We start from the raw sequence: 16,370 nt of genomic DNA, 5'->3' as shown, positions 1-16,370 counted from the left end.
CGCTTGGCCAGCGGCAAGGCGCCCTTGCCCGCCTCAGCTCGGCACATCGCGGCGGCGGAAGCCGGCCAGGCCGGCGGCCAGCAGCAGCATCCCCACACCGGTGAGCACCAGCAGGGGCAGCGCCGTCGGGTCGACCGGCGGCACCGACGGAACATGGGTGTACGGAGACAGGTTGAGCGCCGCCTGCGGCAGGTCAAGCGCGGCGCCGAGCTGCCCGAGCAGCAGGAACCCGATCAACGACACCCAGGACAACGCCACCGACCAACGGGGCAGCAGCCCGAACAGCGCGGTCACCACACCGGCCACGACGAGCAGCGCCGGCAGCCACAGCAGCGCCGCCACACCCAGCTCGGCTGTCCGTCCCATCGCGTTCCCGGCCACCACGCCGTACCCGAAGCCCGTCGACAGGCCCGCGAGCAGCACCAGCACGGCCGCGCCGAGCACCGCGCCGGCCACCTGTGTCCCGAGCCAGCGGTGGCGGCTCACCGCGGTCGCGAGCACCGACTCCAGCGTCCCGTCGGCCTCGTCCGAGCGGGTGCGCAGCAGCGCCTGCACGACGTACGCGCCGATGGTCAGCGCGAACAGTCCGAGCATCGCGGCGAGGAACGCGTCGACCAGGTTCGTTCCGCCGCCGAGCGCCGCGATCGCCTCGGCCGCCGCGGGATTCTCCGCGATCATGTCGTTGACCTCGTCGGCGGCGACTCCCATCGAGAACCCCAGGATCACCACCGCGACCGCCCAGCCGACCAGGGCGCCCCGGTGCAGCCGCCAGAGCAGACCGGCGGGGCTGAGCAGCCCGGCGACGGCGTGGGCCGGGCCCCGGCGGGTGGCGAGCAGCCCGGCGCCGAGATCGCGTCGGCCGGCGAGTAGGAACGCGAGCGCGGCCCCGCCCACCAGAAGCGCCCCGGGCAGCAGCAGCACCCACCAGCGCTCCCCGCCGAACGCCCGCACCTGGTTGCCCCAGCCGAGCGGCGACAGCCAGGACGGCCAGGCACTCTCCACCCGCAGGCCGTCCCGTTCGCCGAGGACATCCCCGGCGGCGCGGAGCAGGAACGCCACGCCGGCGGCGGCTGCGGCGAGCGCGTTCGCGCCGCGCGAGGTGACCGAGAGCTGGGCGGCGACGGCGGCGACGGCGGTGAAGGCGACACCGACCCCGGCGAGCGCTCCGGCGGCGGCGAACGACCCGGCGAGCGGCAGACCGGTGACGGCGAAGGCCGACCCGAGGAGCACACCGAGCACCAGGTTCGCCCCGACGACGACGAGCAGGGCGGCGGTGAGCAGCGCGTACCGGCCGACGGCGACGGCGCCGAGCAGCTCCGCCCGACCGGTCTCCTCGTTCTGCCGTGTGTGCCGGACGACGGCGAATGTACTGATCAGCGCAGCGAGCACGGCAAGCGTGAGGTGGGTTTCGGCGACCACCACCGCGCCGAGGTCAGGCCCGACTATCGGGCCGTTGAACGCGCGCGCGACGACGCTGGTGGCGGCGGTCTCGGCGTATTGGATCCGCGCCGGCTCGTCCGGGTAGACGCCGGTGACGCTGCCGGCCAGGCCGACGCCGAGCAGCGGGGTGCCGAGCACCCAGATTCCGAGTTTGGTCCGGTCGCGTCGCAGGGCGAGCCGGGCCAGCCGGCCGGTGCCGGTGAACGCGCTCATCGGACCCGCTCCGCGCCGGCGGCGACCCGGCCGTCGCCCGCGGCGCCGTCGTAGTGCCGCAGGAACAGTTCTTCGAGGGTCGGTGGGGCGCTGGTGAGCGCTCGCACCCCGAAGCGGACCAGGTGCGCCAGCAGCTCGTCGAGGTGCTCCGGCTCCACCTCCAGCCGCGTGCGGCCGTCCACGGCACGCACCTCGTGCACGCCGGGCAGCTCCGCGACGCCGACCAGCGGGCGCGCCGTCTCGACGGTGACCGTGGTCCGGGCCAGGTGCCGCAGTCGAGTCAGTGTGCCGGATTCCACGGTGCGGCCGGCGCGGATGATGCTGACCCGGTCACAGAGCGCCTCGACCTCGGCGAGGACGTGGCTGGAGAGCAGCACGGTGGCACCGTCACGGGTGAGCCGGCGGACCTCCTCCTGGAACACCGCCTCCATCAGCGGGTCGAGCCCGGAGGTCGGCTCGTCGAGCACATACAGCTCCACGTCGGAGGCGAACGCGGCGACGATCGCGACCTTCTGCCGGTTGCCCTTGGAGTACGAGCGGCACTTCTTCGTCGGGTCCAGATCGAAGCGCCTCAGCAGTTCGTCGCGGCGACGCCGGTCCAGCCCGCCGCGCAGCGCGCCGAACAGATCGATCGCCTCGCCACCGGACAGGTTGGGCCACAGGTTCACGTCGCCGGGCACGTACGCGAGTCGGCGGTGCAGCGCCACCGCGTCGCGCCAGGGATCCGCGTCGAGCAGCCGCACGTCGCCGACGTCGCGGCGCAGCAGGCCGAGCAGGATCCGAATGGTGGTGGACTTGCCGGAGCCGTTGGGCCCCAGGAACCCGTGTACCTCCCCGGCCTCGACCAACAGGTCGAGGCCGTCGAGAGCGCGGACCGTACCGAAGTTCTTGACCAGGCCGGCGATCGCGATGACGGGCATGGCTCCTCCTGCCGCAGCCGGTTCGACACCCCAGCCTACTGACCGACGGTCAGTGGTTTCAACCCACCGATCAGGACCGCGGCTACGCTCAGCGACATGACCGCCGAGGCGCCCGACGACACCCGCACCCAGATCCTGCGGGTCGCGTTGGACCTGTTCGCCCGGTACGGCTACCAGCGCACCTCGCTGCGGCAGATCGCCGAGCGGCTGCGGCTGACCAAGGCAGGCGTCTTGTACCACTTTCCCGCCAAGGAGGACCTGCTCTCCGCCTTGACCGAGCCGCTGCTGGTGGACCTGGAGTCGCTCCTGGACGCCACCGCCGCGCTGCCGCCCCCGCGGGCCCGCGAGGCACTGCTCGCGGGCTGGATCGACACGCTGCTGCGCCACCGCCGCCCGCTCCGCGTGCTCTTCCACGACATCGCCATGCTCTCCCGCGGGGTGACCTATCACCGGATCATGCAGATTGCCAGGCGCGCCAACGAGATCGTCGCCGGCCCGGACGCCCGACGCCGGGAGCGGGTGCGCGCCGTGCAGGCCATCGCGATGTGCAGCGACCCGATCGTCTTGATCGACGACGTCCCCGAGGAGACCCTGCGCGCTGACATGCTCGACGGCGTACACCGGCTGCTGGGAGGCGCGGGAGGCGCGGGCGACGCCGGACCGCCGGCCGGTGCCGAACCGCTGGACGGCGCGAGCGCGGGCACCAGGCGCACGGCCGGCCGGCGGCAGCCGGGGCGCCCCCGGTCGATGGGTCCGGAGCAGGTCCGCACGGCGCGGCGGCTGCACGCGGCCGGCACCCACTCGGTGGACGAGATCGCCACCGTGCTCGGGGTGTCCCGAGCGACGGTCTACCGGCATCTGGACCGGTCCGACGCGGACTAGCGGGTCATTTTTCGCGACTCTTTTGAGACGCTCGTTTGGCTGGCCGGACAGCGGGTAGCCGAGGCTCCCGTCCGGTGGACGGGAGCGGGCCGCAGGAAGTGGTCCGCGGCCGGCGCGACGGGACGGTGGCGGATGGGTCCGGTGGTTGACGGCCGCCTCGACCGGGCGGCCCGACAGCGGGCCGGTGAGCGCTGACCATGTGCGGCATCAGTGGTGAGGCCCGGTTCGACGGGACGACGCCGGACGCGGACGCGGTGGCCCGGATGACCGACGCGATGTCCTCCCGCGGGCCCGACGGCCAGGGCTCGTGGTGTGCGGCCTGGGTAGCCCTCGGCCACCGGCGACTCACCATCATCGACCTGTCGGACGCCGGCGCCCAGCCGATGGTGCGCGAGGACCTGGGACTCGCCCTCGTCTTCAACGGCTGTGTCTACAACTACCCGGAGCTGCGCGAACGGCTGAGTGCCGCGGGGCACACCTTCCGATCCACCAGCGATACCGAGGTGATCCTGGTGGCGTACGCCGAGTGGGGAGAGGCCTTCGTCGAGCATCTCGTCGGCATGTTCGCGATCGGGCTGGTCGACCGGGCTCGGCGGCGACTGCTGCTGGCCCGGGACCGGCTCGGCATCAAACCGCTGTACCTCGCCGAGTCCCCCGGCCGGCTGCGGTTCGCCTCGACCCTGCCGGCCCTGCTTCGCGGCGGCGATGTCGACACCGGCATCGATCCGGTGGCTCTGCACCACTACCTGTCCTGGCACTCGATCGTGCCGGCACCGCGAACCGTCCTGCGCGGTGTCCGCAAGCTGCCCCCGGCGACGCTGCGGGTGGTCGAGGCGGACGGACGCAGCCGGGAACGCGTCTACTGGCGTCCGGAGTACGTCCGCGACCCCGACTACGCCGGCATGGACCACCGGGACTGGCGGGCGGCGGTCGGGGGCGCGTTGCGCACGGCGGTCCGGCGACGGCTGGTCGCCGACGTTCCGGTCGGCGTGTTGCTCTCCGGCGGGCTGGACTCCAGCCTCATCGTGGCGCTGCTCGCCGAAGCCGGCCAACAGCACCTCCGGACGTTCAGCATCGGGTTCGACAGCCGGGACGGCGAGGCCGGCGACGAGTTCCGCTACTCCGACCTGGTGGCCCGCGCGTACGACACCGACCACCACCGGATCCGGCTCGCCAACGACGATCTCGTGCCGGCGATCCGGGCGACGGTGGCCGCGATGACCGAGCCGATGGGCAGTCACGACGTGGTCGCCTTCCACCTGTTGTCCGAGCAGGTGGCGAAACACGTGAAGGTGGCCCAGTCCGGGCAGGGCGCCGACGAGGTGTTCGCCGGGTACGGCTACCACCAGCCACTGGTCGCGATGCACCGCGACGGCGCGGCGGAGGCGTTCGCGGCGGCCTTCTTCGACCGCGACCACGCCGAGCTGACCCGGGTGGTCGGTCCGGCGTACGCCGGCGACCGGGACGCCAGCCGGGAGTTACTCGCTGCCGAGCTGGCCGCGCCTGGCGCGGAGACCGCGCTGGACGCGGTGCTGCGCCTGGACACCCACCGGATGCTCCCCGACGACCCGGTGAAACGGGTGGACAGCATGAGCATGGCGTGGGGGCTGGAGGTGCGTACCCCGTTCCTCGACCAGGACCTGGTGGCGCTCGCGGCGGCCTGTCCGCCGGAGCACAAGGCGGCGCAGGGCGGCAAGGGAATACTCAAGGAGATCGCCCGGGAGGTGCTACCAGCCGCGGTGATCGACCGACCGAAGGGCTACTTCCCGGTGCCGGCGTTGCGCAACGTGGACGGCAAGGTGCGGGAACAGGTCGTGGCGGCGCTGCGGGCACCGGCGGCCCGGGAGCGGGGCCTGTTCCGGCCCGAGTACGTCGAGGAACTGCTCGCCGATCCCGCGGCGGCGCGGACCTCGGCCGGCAGCAACAAGCTGTGGCAGCTCGGCCTGCTGGAGCTGTGGCTCCAGACGCACCACATCCGCTGAGGAGTGGGAGGAGCCTCCTGGCCACGGCGGGTGTCGTGGGAGAAGGGGTGCCGCGATCACGACGGGCAGGGACGGGTCTCGGCGGCCAGGTGCTCGAGGACGGCACGTACGTCGCCGTCGGTACGGGCGAGGATGCGGCGTTGCCGGGCCGCGCCGTTGCCGTCCCGGCGGACCCGGTTCAGCTGCTCGCGGACGTACGGCAGGTCACCGTGACGCTCCAGCGCGGGCGCGACCGTGGCGAACAGGTCGTCTACCAGTTCCCAGGCGGGCCGGGCGCGGCCGGAGCGCAGGTCGATGAGGTCACCGTCGAGCCCGTCGTGGGCGGCGCGCCAGTGCGCGGCCGCGACCAGACAGTCCCGGATCCGTGGGGTGTCGGCGCCGACGCGGACGTCGTCGGCCGCGGTCGCCACGAGCGCCCGGACCATCCCGGCTACCAGCACCGTGTCGTCGACCGTCGGGCAGACGTCGCCGACCCGGACCTCCACGGTGGGGTACGCCACGGACGGCCGGGCATACCAGTAGACCATCGCCGCGTCCAGCATGATGCCGGCGTTGATCAGGTCAGCCACGGTCGCCTCGTAGTCGGCGAGCGAATCGAAGTACGGGGTGGGGCCGATGCTCGGCCAGCGTTCCAGCTGCATCGACCGCCAGCTCGCGTGCCCGGTGTCGCGGCCGTCGTGCAACGGCGAGTTGGCGGTGATCGCCTGCACCACCGGTAGCCACGGACGCAGGTTGTTGCAGACCTGCACAGCAAGTTCCCGATCCGGCACCCCGACGTGCACGTGACAGCCGCAGACGGCCGGGTCGTGCGCGACCGGCCCGAACCGCCGGGACATCGCGTGGTAGCGCGGTTCGTCGGGCACGGTCCGGTGCGGCTCGCGCACCGGTGTGGCGCCCACCGCGACGAGACGGGCGCCAGCGGCCTCGGCCGCGTCGGCGGCGGCTTCACGCAGTGCGATCAGCTGCTCCCGCAGCTCGGTCAGGTCTGCGCTGACCGGCGTGACCATCTCGACCATGCTGTGCCGGAACTCCCGCCGGCTCTGGCCGCGGGCGGTCTGTGCCAGACTGTCGAGTACCCGGCCGGCGACCGGCAGGCTCTCCCCCGTCCCGGAGTGCAGCAGCAGGTACTCCTCCTCCACACCGAGGGTGAGTCTGCTGAGGTCGGGCAGGGTGGCGGCCGGTACCGGACGGTATGTCATGGGCGGTGCCGTCCGTTCGTCGGGCGGCGCGCCGGGCGCCGCACTGCCGGATGTTCTCCGGGTTCCCGGCCAGGGGAGCGGGAAACGCCGGGCCGGCGGCACTGGGGCGTGCGGACCCTCAGGCACGAGGACGAATCGCACCGACATAGACGACTCCTCCCGGGGTGAGCCGGGCCACAGAATGCCGCGGGGAATGCCGATTATTTGACGGAAGCCCGAACGCGTCCTGCGAAGCCAAACACTTCGAACGGCTGGCGGTGGGGGCCAGGATGGCCCGCCGGGGCGCCGCCCGGCCGGCGAGCCCGGAGCCGATCCCAGCACCGGCGAGCGTGCGGGTAACGTGCGGCGGCATGACCGGCGCGGCGTACTCGCACTGCTCCTACTGCGGCATGGCGTACCCACCGGCGGTTGCGTGGCCCCGGGTCTGCACGGCCTGCGGCCAGACCGTCTGGCGCAACCCGCTGCCGGTCGCGGTGGCGGTGCTGCCGGTGCGCACGGACATCGGCCTGGGCGTGGTGGTCGTCCGCCGGGACATCGAACCGGCGCGCGGGCTGCTCGCGTTACCCGGCGGTTTCATCGAGTACGGCGAGCAGTGGCAGGAGGCGCTGGTCCGGGAGCTACGCGAGGAGACCGGCCTACTCGCCGAACCAGCCGACGCGGCGTTGTTCGCGGTGCACAGCGCCCCGACCGCCGGCACGATGATGATCTTCGGAGAGCTGCCGGCGCGGGGAGCCGCGTCGCTTCCGCCCTCCGCGCCCACCGCGGAGGCCACCGAGTGGCTGGTGCTCACCGAACCGGTCGAGCTGGCGTTCTCCACCCACACCCGGGTGCTCGCCGATTTCCTCGCCCGGCACTCCCCCTGAGTTCGCCACCCTCGGCAGGACTACCGACATCGCGGCAGACGGGCCGAGCCGGACGGCTCAGTGCGCCGCACCCGTTGGCGGCCCGCCGGCGTATCCTGCACCCGGTGAGCACCACCCGGCAGCACCCACGCACGCTGATCGCCTCGAATCGTAGGGCCCGGCACGATTACGCGCGTACGAGGCGGGGATCGTGCTGGCCGGCACCGAGGTGAAGTCGCTGCGCGAGGGACGGGTGTCCCTGGTGGACGCTTTCGCGCAGGAACGCGACGGCGAGCTGATGCTGCACGGGCTGCACATCACCGAGTACGGCTACGGAAGCTGGACCAACCACGCGCCCAGGCGCACCCGGAAGCTGCTGCTGCACCGGGTGGAAATCGACCGGATCCGGGATAGGCTGCGCGACGGCGGCCTGACCCTGGTCCCCCTGTCGATGTACTTCGCGAACGGCTGGGCGAAGGTCGAGCTGGCGTTGGCCCAGGGGCGGAAGTCGTACGACAAGCGGCAGGTGCTCGCAGAACGCGACGCCGACCGAGAGATCGCCCGGGAGCTGGGCCGGCGGCTCAAGGGCCGCCCACGACGTGGGAGTTGACCCCGGCGGGTGGGACGGGGCGGACCGCGGCCACCGGACGGCGGACGGTCCGTCAGGAGGCGGCGCAGCCGGCACAGGTGCCGAAGATCTCCAGGGTGTGACCGACATCGGTGAAGCCGTGCTCGGCCGCCACCTGGTCGGCCCAGCGCTCGACGGCCGGGCCGGCCACCTCGACCGTCCGGCCGCAGGGGCGGCAGACCAGATGATGGTGGTGGCGGCTCTCGCTGCACCGACGGAACAGCTGTTCGCCGCCGGGTAGCCGGGTGGAGTCGATCTCTCCGGCGCCGACCAGGAGCTGGAGCGTCCGGTAGACCGTGGTCAGGCCGACCCTGGCACCGCGGTCGCAGAGCATTCGGTGCAGCTGCTGCGCGGTGTGGAAGCCCTCGACCTGGCGGAGCAGGGCCAGCACCTCGGCACGCTGCCGAGTGTTCCGGGTCACGTTCGGCATCGCCTGGGTCACCGTACTCCGTCCGCTGTTCCAACCGTCGGCCGGCGACCCCGCGCCGGCCGACTCCATTATGCGTGTCCGGCCGTCGCGGGCCGCGCGGCCTGATCCGCACCGTCACCGCGGTGCGCTCGTCCTCGCCCGGTACCCCGTCGGGCACGCCGCGAGGGCGCTGTCGGTGCGCCGCGCGAATGCGGGTGGATTCGGCGGGATAATGGGGCAGAGACCAGCCAGACCGTGCTTCTTACTCGCGGATGCGAGGGGCTAGGGTGTCGGCTGTGGCGATGTTCCGGATCGGGGAGGCGGCCGAGCTGCTCGGCGTGAGTGCCGACACCGTCCGCCGGTGGATCGACGCGGGCCGACTCCGCGCCACCCGGGACGAGCACGGGCACCGGATGGTCGACGGGGTGGACCTGGCCGCGTTCGCCCGCGCCCAGTCCGCCGAGCCGGATGACCGGGCGGACGCCTCCTCGGCCCGCAACCGGCTGCGCGGCATCGTGGTGAACGTCGTCAAGGACACCGTGATGGCGCAGGTCGACATCCAGGCCGGCCCGTTCCGGATCGTCTCGCTGATGAGCCGGGAGGCGGTCGACGACGTGGACCTGCGGATCGGCTCGCTCGCGGTCGCCGTGATCAAGTCGACGACCGTGGTGGTGGAACGGGCCGGGCCGGCGGCCGGCTCCGGGGCAAGGCAGGTGCCGTGAGAGCGCACGCCGTGCGTGCCGTCGCTGTGGCCACCACCGCCGCGCTTGCCCTGGGCGGCTGCGGCGGATCAGGTGCGGGACCGGCCGGCGACGACGGGACGGTCACGGTCTTCGCCGCCGCGTCGCTGACCGAGTCGTTCACCCGGATCGGGCGGGACTTCGAGGCGGCCAACCCCGGTGTGACCGTGGTGTTCAACTTCGCCGGCAGTTCCGCCCTCGCCACCCAGGTCACCGTCGGCGCCCCCGCGGACGTCTTCGCCGCCGCCGCGCCGCAGAACATGGCCACCGTCGCCGAGGCCGGCGCCCTCGACGGCGAGCCGGCCGTCTTCGCCCGCAATCAGCTCGTCATCGCCGTCGCGTCCGGCAACCCGCAAGGCGTACGCGGTCCGGCCCACCTGGCCCGGCGGAACCTGAAGGTGGCGCTCTGCGCCCAGCAGGTGCCCTGTGGGGCGGCCGCCCGCACGGCTCTGGACGCGGCGGGGATCACCCTGACCCCCGTCACCCTCGAACAGAACGTGAAGGGCGCGTTGTCGAAGCTGACGCTGGGCGAGGTGGACGCCGCACTCGTCTACCGCACCGACGTCCACGCCGCCGGGGCGGACGTGACGGCCGTCGAGTTCCCCGATTCCGCCGCGGCCGTGAACGCCTACCCGATCGCCGTCCTCGCCGATGCCCCGAACCCCGAGGGGGCGCGTGCCTTCGTCGCGTACGTCCGGTCCGCCCCGGCGCGGGCGGTCCTCATCGAAGCCGGGTTCCAGGGGCCATGACGACGACCTACCCGGCGCCCCGGCGACCGGCCCGGCGACGGGTGGGCGGGATACCACTGGCGCTGCTGCTGCCGGCGGTGCTCGGCCTGACCTTTTTGGTTCTGCCCCTGGCCGGCCTGCTGGCCCGGACGCCGTGGAGCACGCTGCCACAGCGGCTGACCGAGCCCGCGGTGCTCGCCGCGCTGCGGCTGTCGCTGCTCACCGCCACCCTGGCGACCCTGCTCTGCCTGCTGCTCGGGGTGCCGCTGGCCTGGCTGCTCGCCCGGGTCGAGTTCCCCGGCCGACGTCTGGTGCGCGCGCTGGTCACCGTGCCGTTGGTGCTGCCGCCGGTGGTCGGCGGGGTCGCGCTGCTGCTCGTGTTCGGTCGGCGTGGTCTGCTCGGCGGCTGGCTCGACTCGACCTTCGGGATCGCCCTGCCGTTCACCACCGCCGGGGTGGTGCTCGCCGAGGCGTTCGTCGCGATGCCCTTCCTGGTCATCGCGGTGGAGGGAGCGTTGCGCGGCGCGGACCGCCGGTACGAGGAGGCGGCAGCGGCCCTCGGCGCCGGACGTTGGACGACGTTCACGCACGTGACCGTGCCTCTGGTGGCCCCGGGCCTGGCCGCCGGGGCGGTGCTGTGCTGGGCACGGGCGTTGGGCGAATTCGGCGCCACCATCACCTTCGCCGGCAACTATCCGGGCCGGACGCGGACCATGCCGCTCGCGGTCTACCTGACGTTGGAGACGGACGTGCAGGCCGCGGTGGTGCTCAGCCTGATCCTGCTCGTGGTCTCGGTCGCCATCCTGACCAGCCTGCGCGACCGGTGGATCACCAGCCCGTGACCGCCGCACCACTGCTCGACGCGCGCCTCGTGGTGGACCGGGGCCAGTTCCGCCTGGATGTGCCGTTAGAGGTGGCCGCTGGCGAGGTGGTGGCGCTGCTCGGCCCTAACGGCGCCGGCAAGACCACCGCGTTGCGGGCACTGGCCGGGCTGCATCCGTTGACCGCCGGTCACGTCACCGTGGACGGCGCCGACCTGGACCGTCCGGGCCGGCGCACGTTCGTCCGCACCGAACGCCGCTCGGTCGGAGTCGTCTTTCAGGACTATCTGCTCTTCCCACACCTGAGCGCGCTGGACAACGTGGCGTTCGGGCCGCGCCGGCATGGTGCCGCCCGACGCGCCGCACGGGCGACGGCGCAGGACTGGCTGACCCGGGTGGGGCTGGCCGAGCACACCCACCGACGGCCCCGGCAGCTCTCCGGCGGGCAGGCGCAGCGGGTAGCCCTGGCCCGCGCCCTCGCCGTCGCGCCGGCGCTGCTGCTTCTGGACGAGCCGCTCGCCGCCCTGGACGCCCGGACCCGGCTGGACACCCGCGCCGCACTGCACCGGCACCTGGCCGCCCACCCGGGTGCCACCGTGCTGGTCACGCACGACCCGTTGGACGCTCTGGTGCTCGCCGACCGGCTGGTCGTCGTGGAGGGTGGCCGAGTGGCGCAGGAGGGCGACGCGGCGACTGTCACCGCCCGGCCACGCACCGACTACGTAGCCCGGCTGGTCGGTCTGAACCTGCACCGGGGACAGGCCGAGGGGCAGAGCGTCCGGATCGCGGCCGGACTCGTGCTCACCGTCGCCGACCGGCTCCACGGAGACGCCTTCGTGGCGTTCCGGCCGTCGGCGGTGGCCCTGCACCCCGACCGGCCCACCGGTAGCCCGCGCAACACCTGGCTGGCGACGGTCGCGGGCGTGCAGCGGTACGGCGACAACGTGCGCGTGCAGCTGGACGGGCCGATCGCGGTCGCCGCCGACGTCACGCCGACCGACGCGGCGGCACTGCGCCTGGTGCCCGGGCAGCCGGTCTGGGCCGCGGTCGAGGCAGCCGAGACACACGCGTACCCGGCGGTGTGACTCCGGCCGTCGCCCCGGCGGCGGACACGCGGTGCCCGAGCCGGCCGGCGGGGACGACAACCGTGAACCACCGTCGCGTCCACGCGACTGGACAACGATAGTTAACAATCTTACTAATTAAACATCCGTCGATCCGACGGCTCCTTGTGCCGGGAGGTCCGGATGCGTCAGCCCGCCCGCAACCTGTTACTGGCCGTGATCTCGGCCGTTGTCACCGTCGTCGGCACCACGCTCGTCCTGGCCGTGCCGGCCCGGGCCGCCGGCCCCACCGCCACCTTCGTCAAGACCGCCGACTGGGACACCGGATGGGAGGGGAGGGCGCCTCGGTCTCCTTCGGCTTCCTCGCCACCGGCTCCGGCTCCCCCACCGACTGCACCCTGAACGGCGTGCCGTGCGGCGGCGGGACGACCCCGACCGGTCCGCCGACCACCACGCCCCCGCCCACGACCGCACCACCCACCACACCGCCAGCGACCACGCCGCCGACGGGCGAACTGCCGAAGCACGCCCGGATCGGCTACCTACACGCAAGCTTCGCCAACGGTTCCGGCTACCTCCGGATGGCCGACGTGCCGGCCGACTGGGACGTCATCAACCTTGCCTTCGGCGAGCCGACGAGCGTGACCTCCGGCGACATCCGCTTCCAGCTCTGCCCGCCCACCGAGTGCCCGGGCGTCGAAAGCGAGGCCGAATTCATCGCCGCGATCCGCGCCAAGCAGCGGCAGGGCAAGAAGGTGCTGCTCTCGATCGGCGGGCAGAACGGTCAGGTCCAGCTCACCACGGCCGGCGCGCGGGACACGTTCGTCCAGTCGGTTTCGGCGATCATCGACCGGTACGGCCTCGACGGTCTGGACATCGACTTCGAGGGGCATTCACTCCATCTGAACGCCGGTGACACCGATTTCCGCAACCCCACCACGCCGGTGATCGTCAACCTGATCTCCGCGATCCGCAGTCTCAAGCAGCGGCACGGGGCCGACTTCATGCTCACCATGGCGCCGGAGACGTTCTTCGTGCAGCTCGGCTACCAGTTCTACGGACCCGGACCGTGGGGCTTTTGCAGGACCCACGCGCCGGATCGTACCTGCCGGTCATCCACGCCCTGCGCAACGACATCACCGTGCACGTGCAGGACGACAACTCCGGGCCGATCGTCGGACTGGACAATCAGTACCACACGATGGGCGGAGCGGACTTCCACATCGCGATGACCGACATGCTCCTTGCCGGCTTCCCGGTGGCCGGGAACCCGGACCGCGTCTTTGCCGCCCTGCGGGAGGACCAGGTTGCCGTCGGCGCGCCGTCCTCCGTCAGCGCCGGCAACGGTTACGTTTCGCCGGCCGGGGTGCAGACGGCCGTCACCTGCCTGGTACACGGCCACAGCTGCGGCTCGTACACGCCGCGCAGCGGCACCAACCCGAACCTCCGGGGCCTGATGACCTGGTCGATCAACTGGGATCGGTACTACGACTGGGAGTTCCGGCTCCACCACGGGCCGTTTCTGAAGGCACTGCCCTGACCCGACGGGGCGGGGACGACCGGCCGTCCTCGCCCCACAAACCGGTGGGCGGTACCGGGCTCCGTCGGCCAGCATCGACCAGACCGGTACCCGAGGTGGATGATCTGGCGGCGCCGCGGTGACCGAGCGAGGCGACCGACCGGGGACCGACAGCGACTCTGAGTGATGTCAGGCGGCGGCCTGATACGCCAGTACGCCACGGTTCACGGCGGCGATGGCCAGCCGGGCGGTGGACCGCAGCTCGGCCGAAGCCCCTCCGGAATCGGCGAGCTGACCGAGTAGGTCGACCACCTGCCGGGCCCAACGGACGAAGTCGCCGGCCGGCATCTCCCCGTCGATCTCGTGACCGCTGGCAAGTACCTTCGCGAGAGCTTCCCCACGCGCCCAGCGGTAGATCGGCCAGGCGAAGCCGAGATCCGGCTCGCGGGTGCCCCCCAGGCCCCGGGCCGCCTCGTCGGCCTCGATCTCACTCCACAGCTTCAGGGTCGCGTCGACCGCCTCCGCCGCAGCACCCCGCGGCAGCGACGCCCGTTCGTCGACGTCGCGGCGGGCCTCGAAAACCACCACCGACACCGCCGCTGCCAGCTCGGCCGGGCTGAGCCCGTCCCAGACGCCGCGCCGCAGGCACTCCGCGACCAGCAGGTCCGCCTCGGTCCAGATCCGGCCCAGCGTCCGCCCGGCGTCGGTGACCGCCCCGTCGGGCGCGAGGTAGCCGCGGGCGGTCAGCAGGGCGACGATCCGGTCGAACGTCCGGGCGAGTGAGCCGGTCCGGCCGGCCACCCGCTGCCGGAGCTCCTCGGTGTCCTTCTCCAGCCGGCGGCGGCGCTCGGCCCAGCGGGCGTGCTCGTCCCGGTCCGGGCAGGCGTGGCACGGGTGCCGGCGCAGCTCGGTGCGGAGCTGGGAGAGCCGGTGGTCCTCCCCCGTCGTCTGCCGGGACCGGCTGCCCCGGCGACCGCCGTGCCGGTCCAGGCCGGTGCCGCTGACCTCGGCGGCCAAGTCCCGCCGGGCGGCCGGGGAACGGTGGTTGAAGTGCTTCGGCACCCGGATCCGGGCGAGCACCTCGGCAGGTGTGGTGAAGTCACCCGGGCTGACCCGACCGGCCCACCGATCCTGGGTGAGCACCAGCGGGCGCGGCTCGCCGAAGCCGCCGGTGGCGGGATCGAGCACCACCGCGAGGCCAGCCCGCCGCCCGGACGGCACCCGGATCACGTCGCCGATCCGTAACCGCTCCAGGGACGCGATCGCCGCCGCCTTGCGCTGGCTCTGCCCCTGCCGGGCGAGGGACCGCTCCCGGTCGGCGATCGCCACCCGCAGCGCGAAATACGCGTCGAAGTCCCCGTGTTGGCAGGCCGCCTCCGCCCCGTACGCCTCGATCGTCTCGGTGTTGCGCTGGACCTGCCGGGCCAGGCCGACCACCGACCGGTCCGCCTGGAACTGCGCGAAGCTCGCCTCGAGCAGCGCCCGAGCCGGCTCCGCGCCGACCGTGCCGACCAGGTTGACGGCCATGTTGTACGACGGCCGGAAGCTGGACCGCAGCGGGTACGTGCGGGTCGACGCCAGGCCGGCCACGTGCCGCGGATCCGTCTCCGGCGACCACACCACGACGGCGTGCCCCTCCACGTCGATACCCCGCCGGCCGGCCCGGCCGGTGAGCTGCGTGTACTCCCCTGGCGTGAGGTCGACATGAGCCTCGCCGTTGTACTTCACCAGGCGTTCCAGGACCACGCAACGGGCCGGCATGTTGATTCCCAACGCCAGTGTCTCGGTGGCGAACACCGCCTTCACCAGGCCCCGTACGAACAGTTCCTCGACGACCTCCTTGAACGCCGGCAGCATGCCCGCGTGGTGCGCGGCCAGCCCCCGCTCCAGCCCATCGAGCCATTCCCAGTACCCGAGCACCGACAGGTCCTCGCCGGGAATCGCGGTGACCCGGCTCTCCACCACCCGCCGGATCTCCGCCCGCTCCTCCGGGCTGGTGAGCCGCAGCCCGGCGGCGAGGCACTGCTGCACCGCGGCGTCGCAGCCGGCCCGACTGAAGATGAACAGGATCGCCGGCAGCAGCCCCTCCCGGTCGAGCCGGTCGACGATGTCCGGCCGCAGCGGCCCCCGCCAGCGCGGTCCGCGCCGGCCGCCGCCCGGCCCCGCGCCGCGCCCCTCGCCCAGTTCCAGGCGACGCAAGGTGTCCCGGGTGTAGCGCAGCAGTTCCGGGTGTACGTCGTGCTTGCGGGCCGCGTCGGCGTCGTGGAACAGATCGAACATCCGCCGGCCGACGAGCATGTGCTGCCACAGCGGCACCGGTCGGTGCTCGCTGACCACCACCGCGGTCTCGCCCCGCACGGTCACCAGCCAGTCGGCGAATTCCTCGGCGTTGGACACCGTCGCCGAGAGGGAGACCAGGGTGACCGAGGCGGGAAGATGGATGATCACCTCTTCCCACACACCGCCCCGGAACCGGTCGGCGAGGTAGTGCACCTCGTCCATCACCACGTACGCCAGGCCCTCCAGCGTGGCCGAGCCGGCGTAGAGCATGTTGCGCAGCACCTCGGTGGTCATCACCACCACGGGGGCGTCGCCGTTGATGGCGTTGTCGCCGGTGAGCAGCCCGACCTGCGCTGCGCCGTAGCGGTCGACCAGGTCGTGGTACTTCTGGTTCGACAGCGCCTTGATGGGAGTCGTGTAGAAGCACTTACGCCGGGCGGGGGCGTCGGCGGCGGCCGGCGCGCCGGATGCGCCGCGCAGCGCCAGGTGGACGGCGAACTCGCCGACCACGGTCTTGCCGGCCCCGGTGGGGGCGCACACCAAAACGCCGCTACCCCGCTCCAGCGCCTGGCACGCCTCCCGCTGGAAGTCGTCGAGGTCGAACCCAAGATCGAAGGCGAACTCGTCCAGCGCCGGGAAGTGGGAGGCCTGCGCGGCCCGGCGGCGCGCCGCGGCGTACCGCTCGGCGGGGCTCGACATGTGA

At 72.9% G+C, this 16,370-nt stretch carries 12 protein-coding genes and 2 pseudogenes; 9 read left to right on the top strand and 5 right to left on the bottom strand.

Annotated elements, in window-relative coordinates; genetic code table 11:
- Positions 1–33: 33 nt before the first annotated feature.
- Both QTQ03_RS04815 and QTQ03_RS04810 read right to left on the bottom strand, forming a co-directional pair.
- On the bottom strand, positions 34–1,653 hold the full coding sequence (locus tag QTQ03_RS04815) for an ABC transporter permease (protein WP_289276913.1): 1,620 nt from the start codon (positions 1,651–1,653) through the stop codon (positions 34–36).
- Positions 1,650–2,573 (bottom strand): ABC transporter ATP-binding protein, encoded by a 924-nt coding sequence (locus QTQ03_RS04810; RefSeq protein ID WP_289276912.1) that lies wholly within the window; start codon positions 2,571–2,573, stop codon positions 1,650–1,652. Before QTQ03_RS04810 ends, QTQ03_RS04815 begins: the two co-directional genes overlap by 4 nt.
- Positions 2,574–2,669: 96 nt before the next feature.
- On the opposite strand from QTQ03_RS04810, the gene QTQ03_RS04805 reads away from it, so the two are divergent.
- Positions 2,670–3,455, top strand: a complete 786-nt coding sequence (locus QTQ03_RS04805) for a TetR family transcriptional regulator (RefSeq protein WP_289276911.1) — start codon at positions 2,670–2,672, stop codon at positions 3,453–3,455.
- A gap of 197 nt (positions 3,456–3,652) precedes the next feature.
- Positions 3,653–5,437, top strand: coding sequence for an N-acetylglutaminylglutamine amidotransferase (locus QTQ03_RS04800; RefSeq protein WP_289276910.1), 1,785 nt, complete (start codon positions 3,653–3,655; stop codon positions 5,435–5,437).
- A gap of 56 nt (positions 5,438–5,493) precedes the next feature.
- Here QTQ03_RS04800 and QTQ03_RS04795 read toward each other — a convergent pair whose 3' ends face one another.
- On the bottom strand, positions 5,494–6,636 hold the full coding sequence (locus tag QTQ03_RS04795) for a carboxylate-amine ligase (protein WP_289276909.1): 1,143 nt from the start codon (positions 6,634–6,636) through the stop codon (positions 5,494–5,496).
- Positions 6,637–6,986: 350 nt separating this feature from the next.
- Between QTQ03_RS04795 and QTQ03_RS04790 the strand changes: the two genes are divergently transcribed.
- Complete coding sequence (locus tag QTQ03_RS04790) at positions 6,987–7,499, top strand: NUDIX domain-containing protein (RefSeq protein WP_289276908.1); 513 nt, start codon at positions 6,987–6,989, stop codon at positions 7,497–7,499.
- 104 nt (positions 7,500–7,603) lie between these two features.
- Positions 7,604–8,088 (top strand): annotated as a pseudogene (gene smpB / locus QTQ03_RS04785) (SsrA-binding protein SmpB).
- 52 nt (positions 8,089–8,140) lie between these two features.
- Here smpB and QTQ03_RS04780 read toward each other — a convergent pair.
- Positions 8,141–8,605 (bottom strand): Fur family transcriptional regulator, encoded by a 465-nt coding sequence (locus QTQ03_RS04780; protein ID WP_289276907.1) that lies wholly within the window; start codon positions 8,603–8,605, stop codon positions 8,141–8,143.
- Positions 8,606–8,811: 206 nt separating this feature from the next.
- On the opposite strand from QTQ03_RS04780, the gene QTQ03_RS04775 reads away from it, so the two are divergent.
- The 5 genes and pseudogenes from QTQ03_RS04775 to QTQ03_RS04755 all read left to right on the top strand — a co-directional run bounded on the left by QTQ03_RS04775 (position 8,812) and on the right by QTQ03_RS04755 (position 13,408).
- Positions 8,812–9,237: a TOBE domain-containing protein gene (locus tag QTQ03_RS04775; protein ID WP_289276906.1), complete on the top strand. Its 426-nt coding sequence runs from the start codon at positions 8,812–8,814 to the stop codon at positions 9,235–9,237.
- Positions 9,234–10,004, top strand: a complete 771-nt coding sequence (gene modA / locus QTQ03_RS04770; RefSeq protein WP_502889694.1) for a molybdate ABC transporter substrate-binding protein — start codon at positions 9,234–9,236, stop codon at positions 10,002–10,004. The genes QTQ03_RS04775 and modA overlap by 4 nt, the downstream gene beginning before the upstream one ends.
- Positions 10,001–10,825, top strand: a complete 825-nt coding sequence (locus tag QTQ03_RS04765; RefSeq protein ID WP_289276905.1) for an ABC transporter permease — start codon at positions 10,001–10,003, stop codon at positions 10,823–10,825. Before modA ends, QTQ03_RS04765 begins: the two co-directional genes overlap by 4 nt.
- Positions 10,822–11,889, top strand: a complete 1,068-nt coding sequence (locus tag QTQ03_RS04760) for an ABC transporter ATP-binding protein (RefSeq protein WP_502889693.1) — start codon at positions 10,822–10,824, stop codon at positions 11,887–11,889. The genes QTQ03_RS04765 and QTQ03_RS04760 overlap by 4 nt, the downstream gene beginning before the upstream one ends.
- Before the next feature lie 183 nt (positions 11,890–12,072).
- A pseudogene (locus QTQ03_RS04755) lies at positions 12,073–13,408 on the top strand (chitinase).
- A 168-nt stretch (positions 13,409–13,576) separates the two neighbouring features.
- Here QTQ03_RS04755 and QTQ03_RS04750 read toward each other — a convergent pair.
- A complete protein-coding gene (locus QTQ03_RS04750; RefSeq protein WP_289276903.1) occupies positions 13,577–16,366 on the bottom strand; it encodes a DEAD/DEAH box helicase in 2,790 nt (929 codons plus the stop codon).
- Positions 16,367–16,370: the final 4 nt, after the last annotated feature.

Source organism: Micromonospora sp. WMMA1363 (genome assembly GCF_030345795.1).
In the GTDB taxonomy this organism is placed as follows: Bacteria; Actinomycetota; Actinomycetes; order Mycobacteriales; family Micromonosporaceae; genus Micromonospora.
Note: the sequence above shows the minus strand (reverse complement) of the source record. Positions and strands in the feature narration are given on the sequence as shown.

Coding starts and splice junctions, on each gene's coding strand:
- QTQ03_RS04815 (WP_289276913.1), bottom strand. CDS start 1,653: ATGAGCGCGTTCACCGGCACCGGCCGGCTGGCCCGGCTCGCCCTGCGA.
- QTQ03_RS04810 (WP_289276912.1), bottom strand. CDS start 2,573: ATGCCCGTCATCGCGATCGCCGGCCTGGTCAAGAACTTCGGTACGGTC.
- QTQ03_RS04805 (WP_289276911.1), top strand. CDS start 2,670: ATGACCGCCGAGGCGCCCGACGACACCCGCACCCAGATCCTGCGGGTC.
- QTQ03_RS04800 (WP_289276910.1), top strand. CDS start 3,653: ATGTGCGGCATCAGTGGTGAGGCCCGGTTCGACGGGACGACGCCGGAC.
- QTQ03_RS04795 (WP_289276909.1), bottom strand. CDS start 6,636: ATGACATACCGTCCGGTACCGGCCGCCACCCTGCCCGACCTCAGCAGA.
- QTQ03_RS04790 (WP_289276908.1), top strand. CDS start 6,987: ATGACCGGCGCGGCGTACTCGCACTGCTCCTACTGCGGCATGGCGTAC.
- QTQ03_RS04780 (WP_289276907.1), bottom strand. CDS start 8,605: ATGGAGTCGGCCGGCGCGGGGTCGCCGGCCGACGGTTGGAACAGCGGA.
- QTQ03_RS04765 (WP_289276905.1), top strand. CDS start 10,001: ATGACGACGACCTACCCGGCGCCCCGGCGACCGGCCCGGCGACGGGTG.
- QTQ03_RS04750 (WP_289276903.1), bottom strand. CDS start 16,366: ATGTCGAGCCCCGCCGAGCGGTACGCCGCGGCGCGCCGCCGGGCCGCG.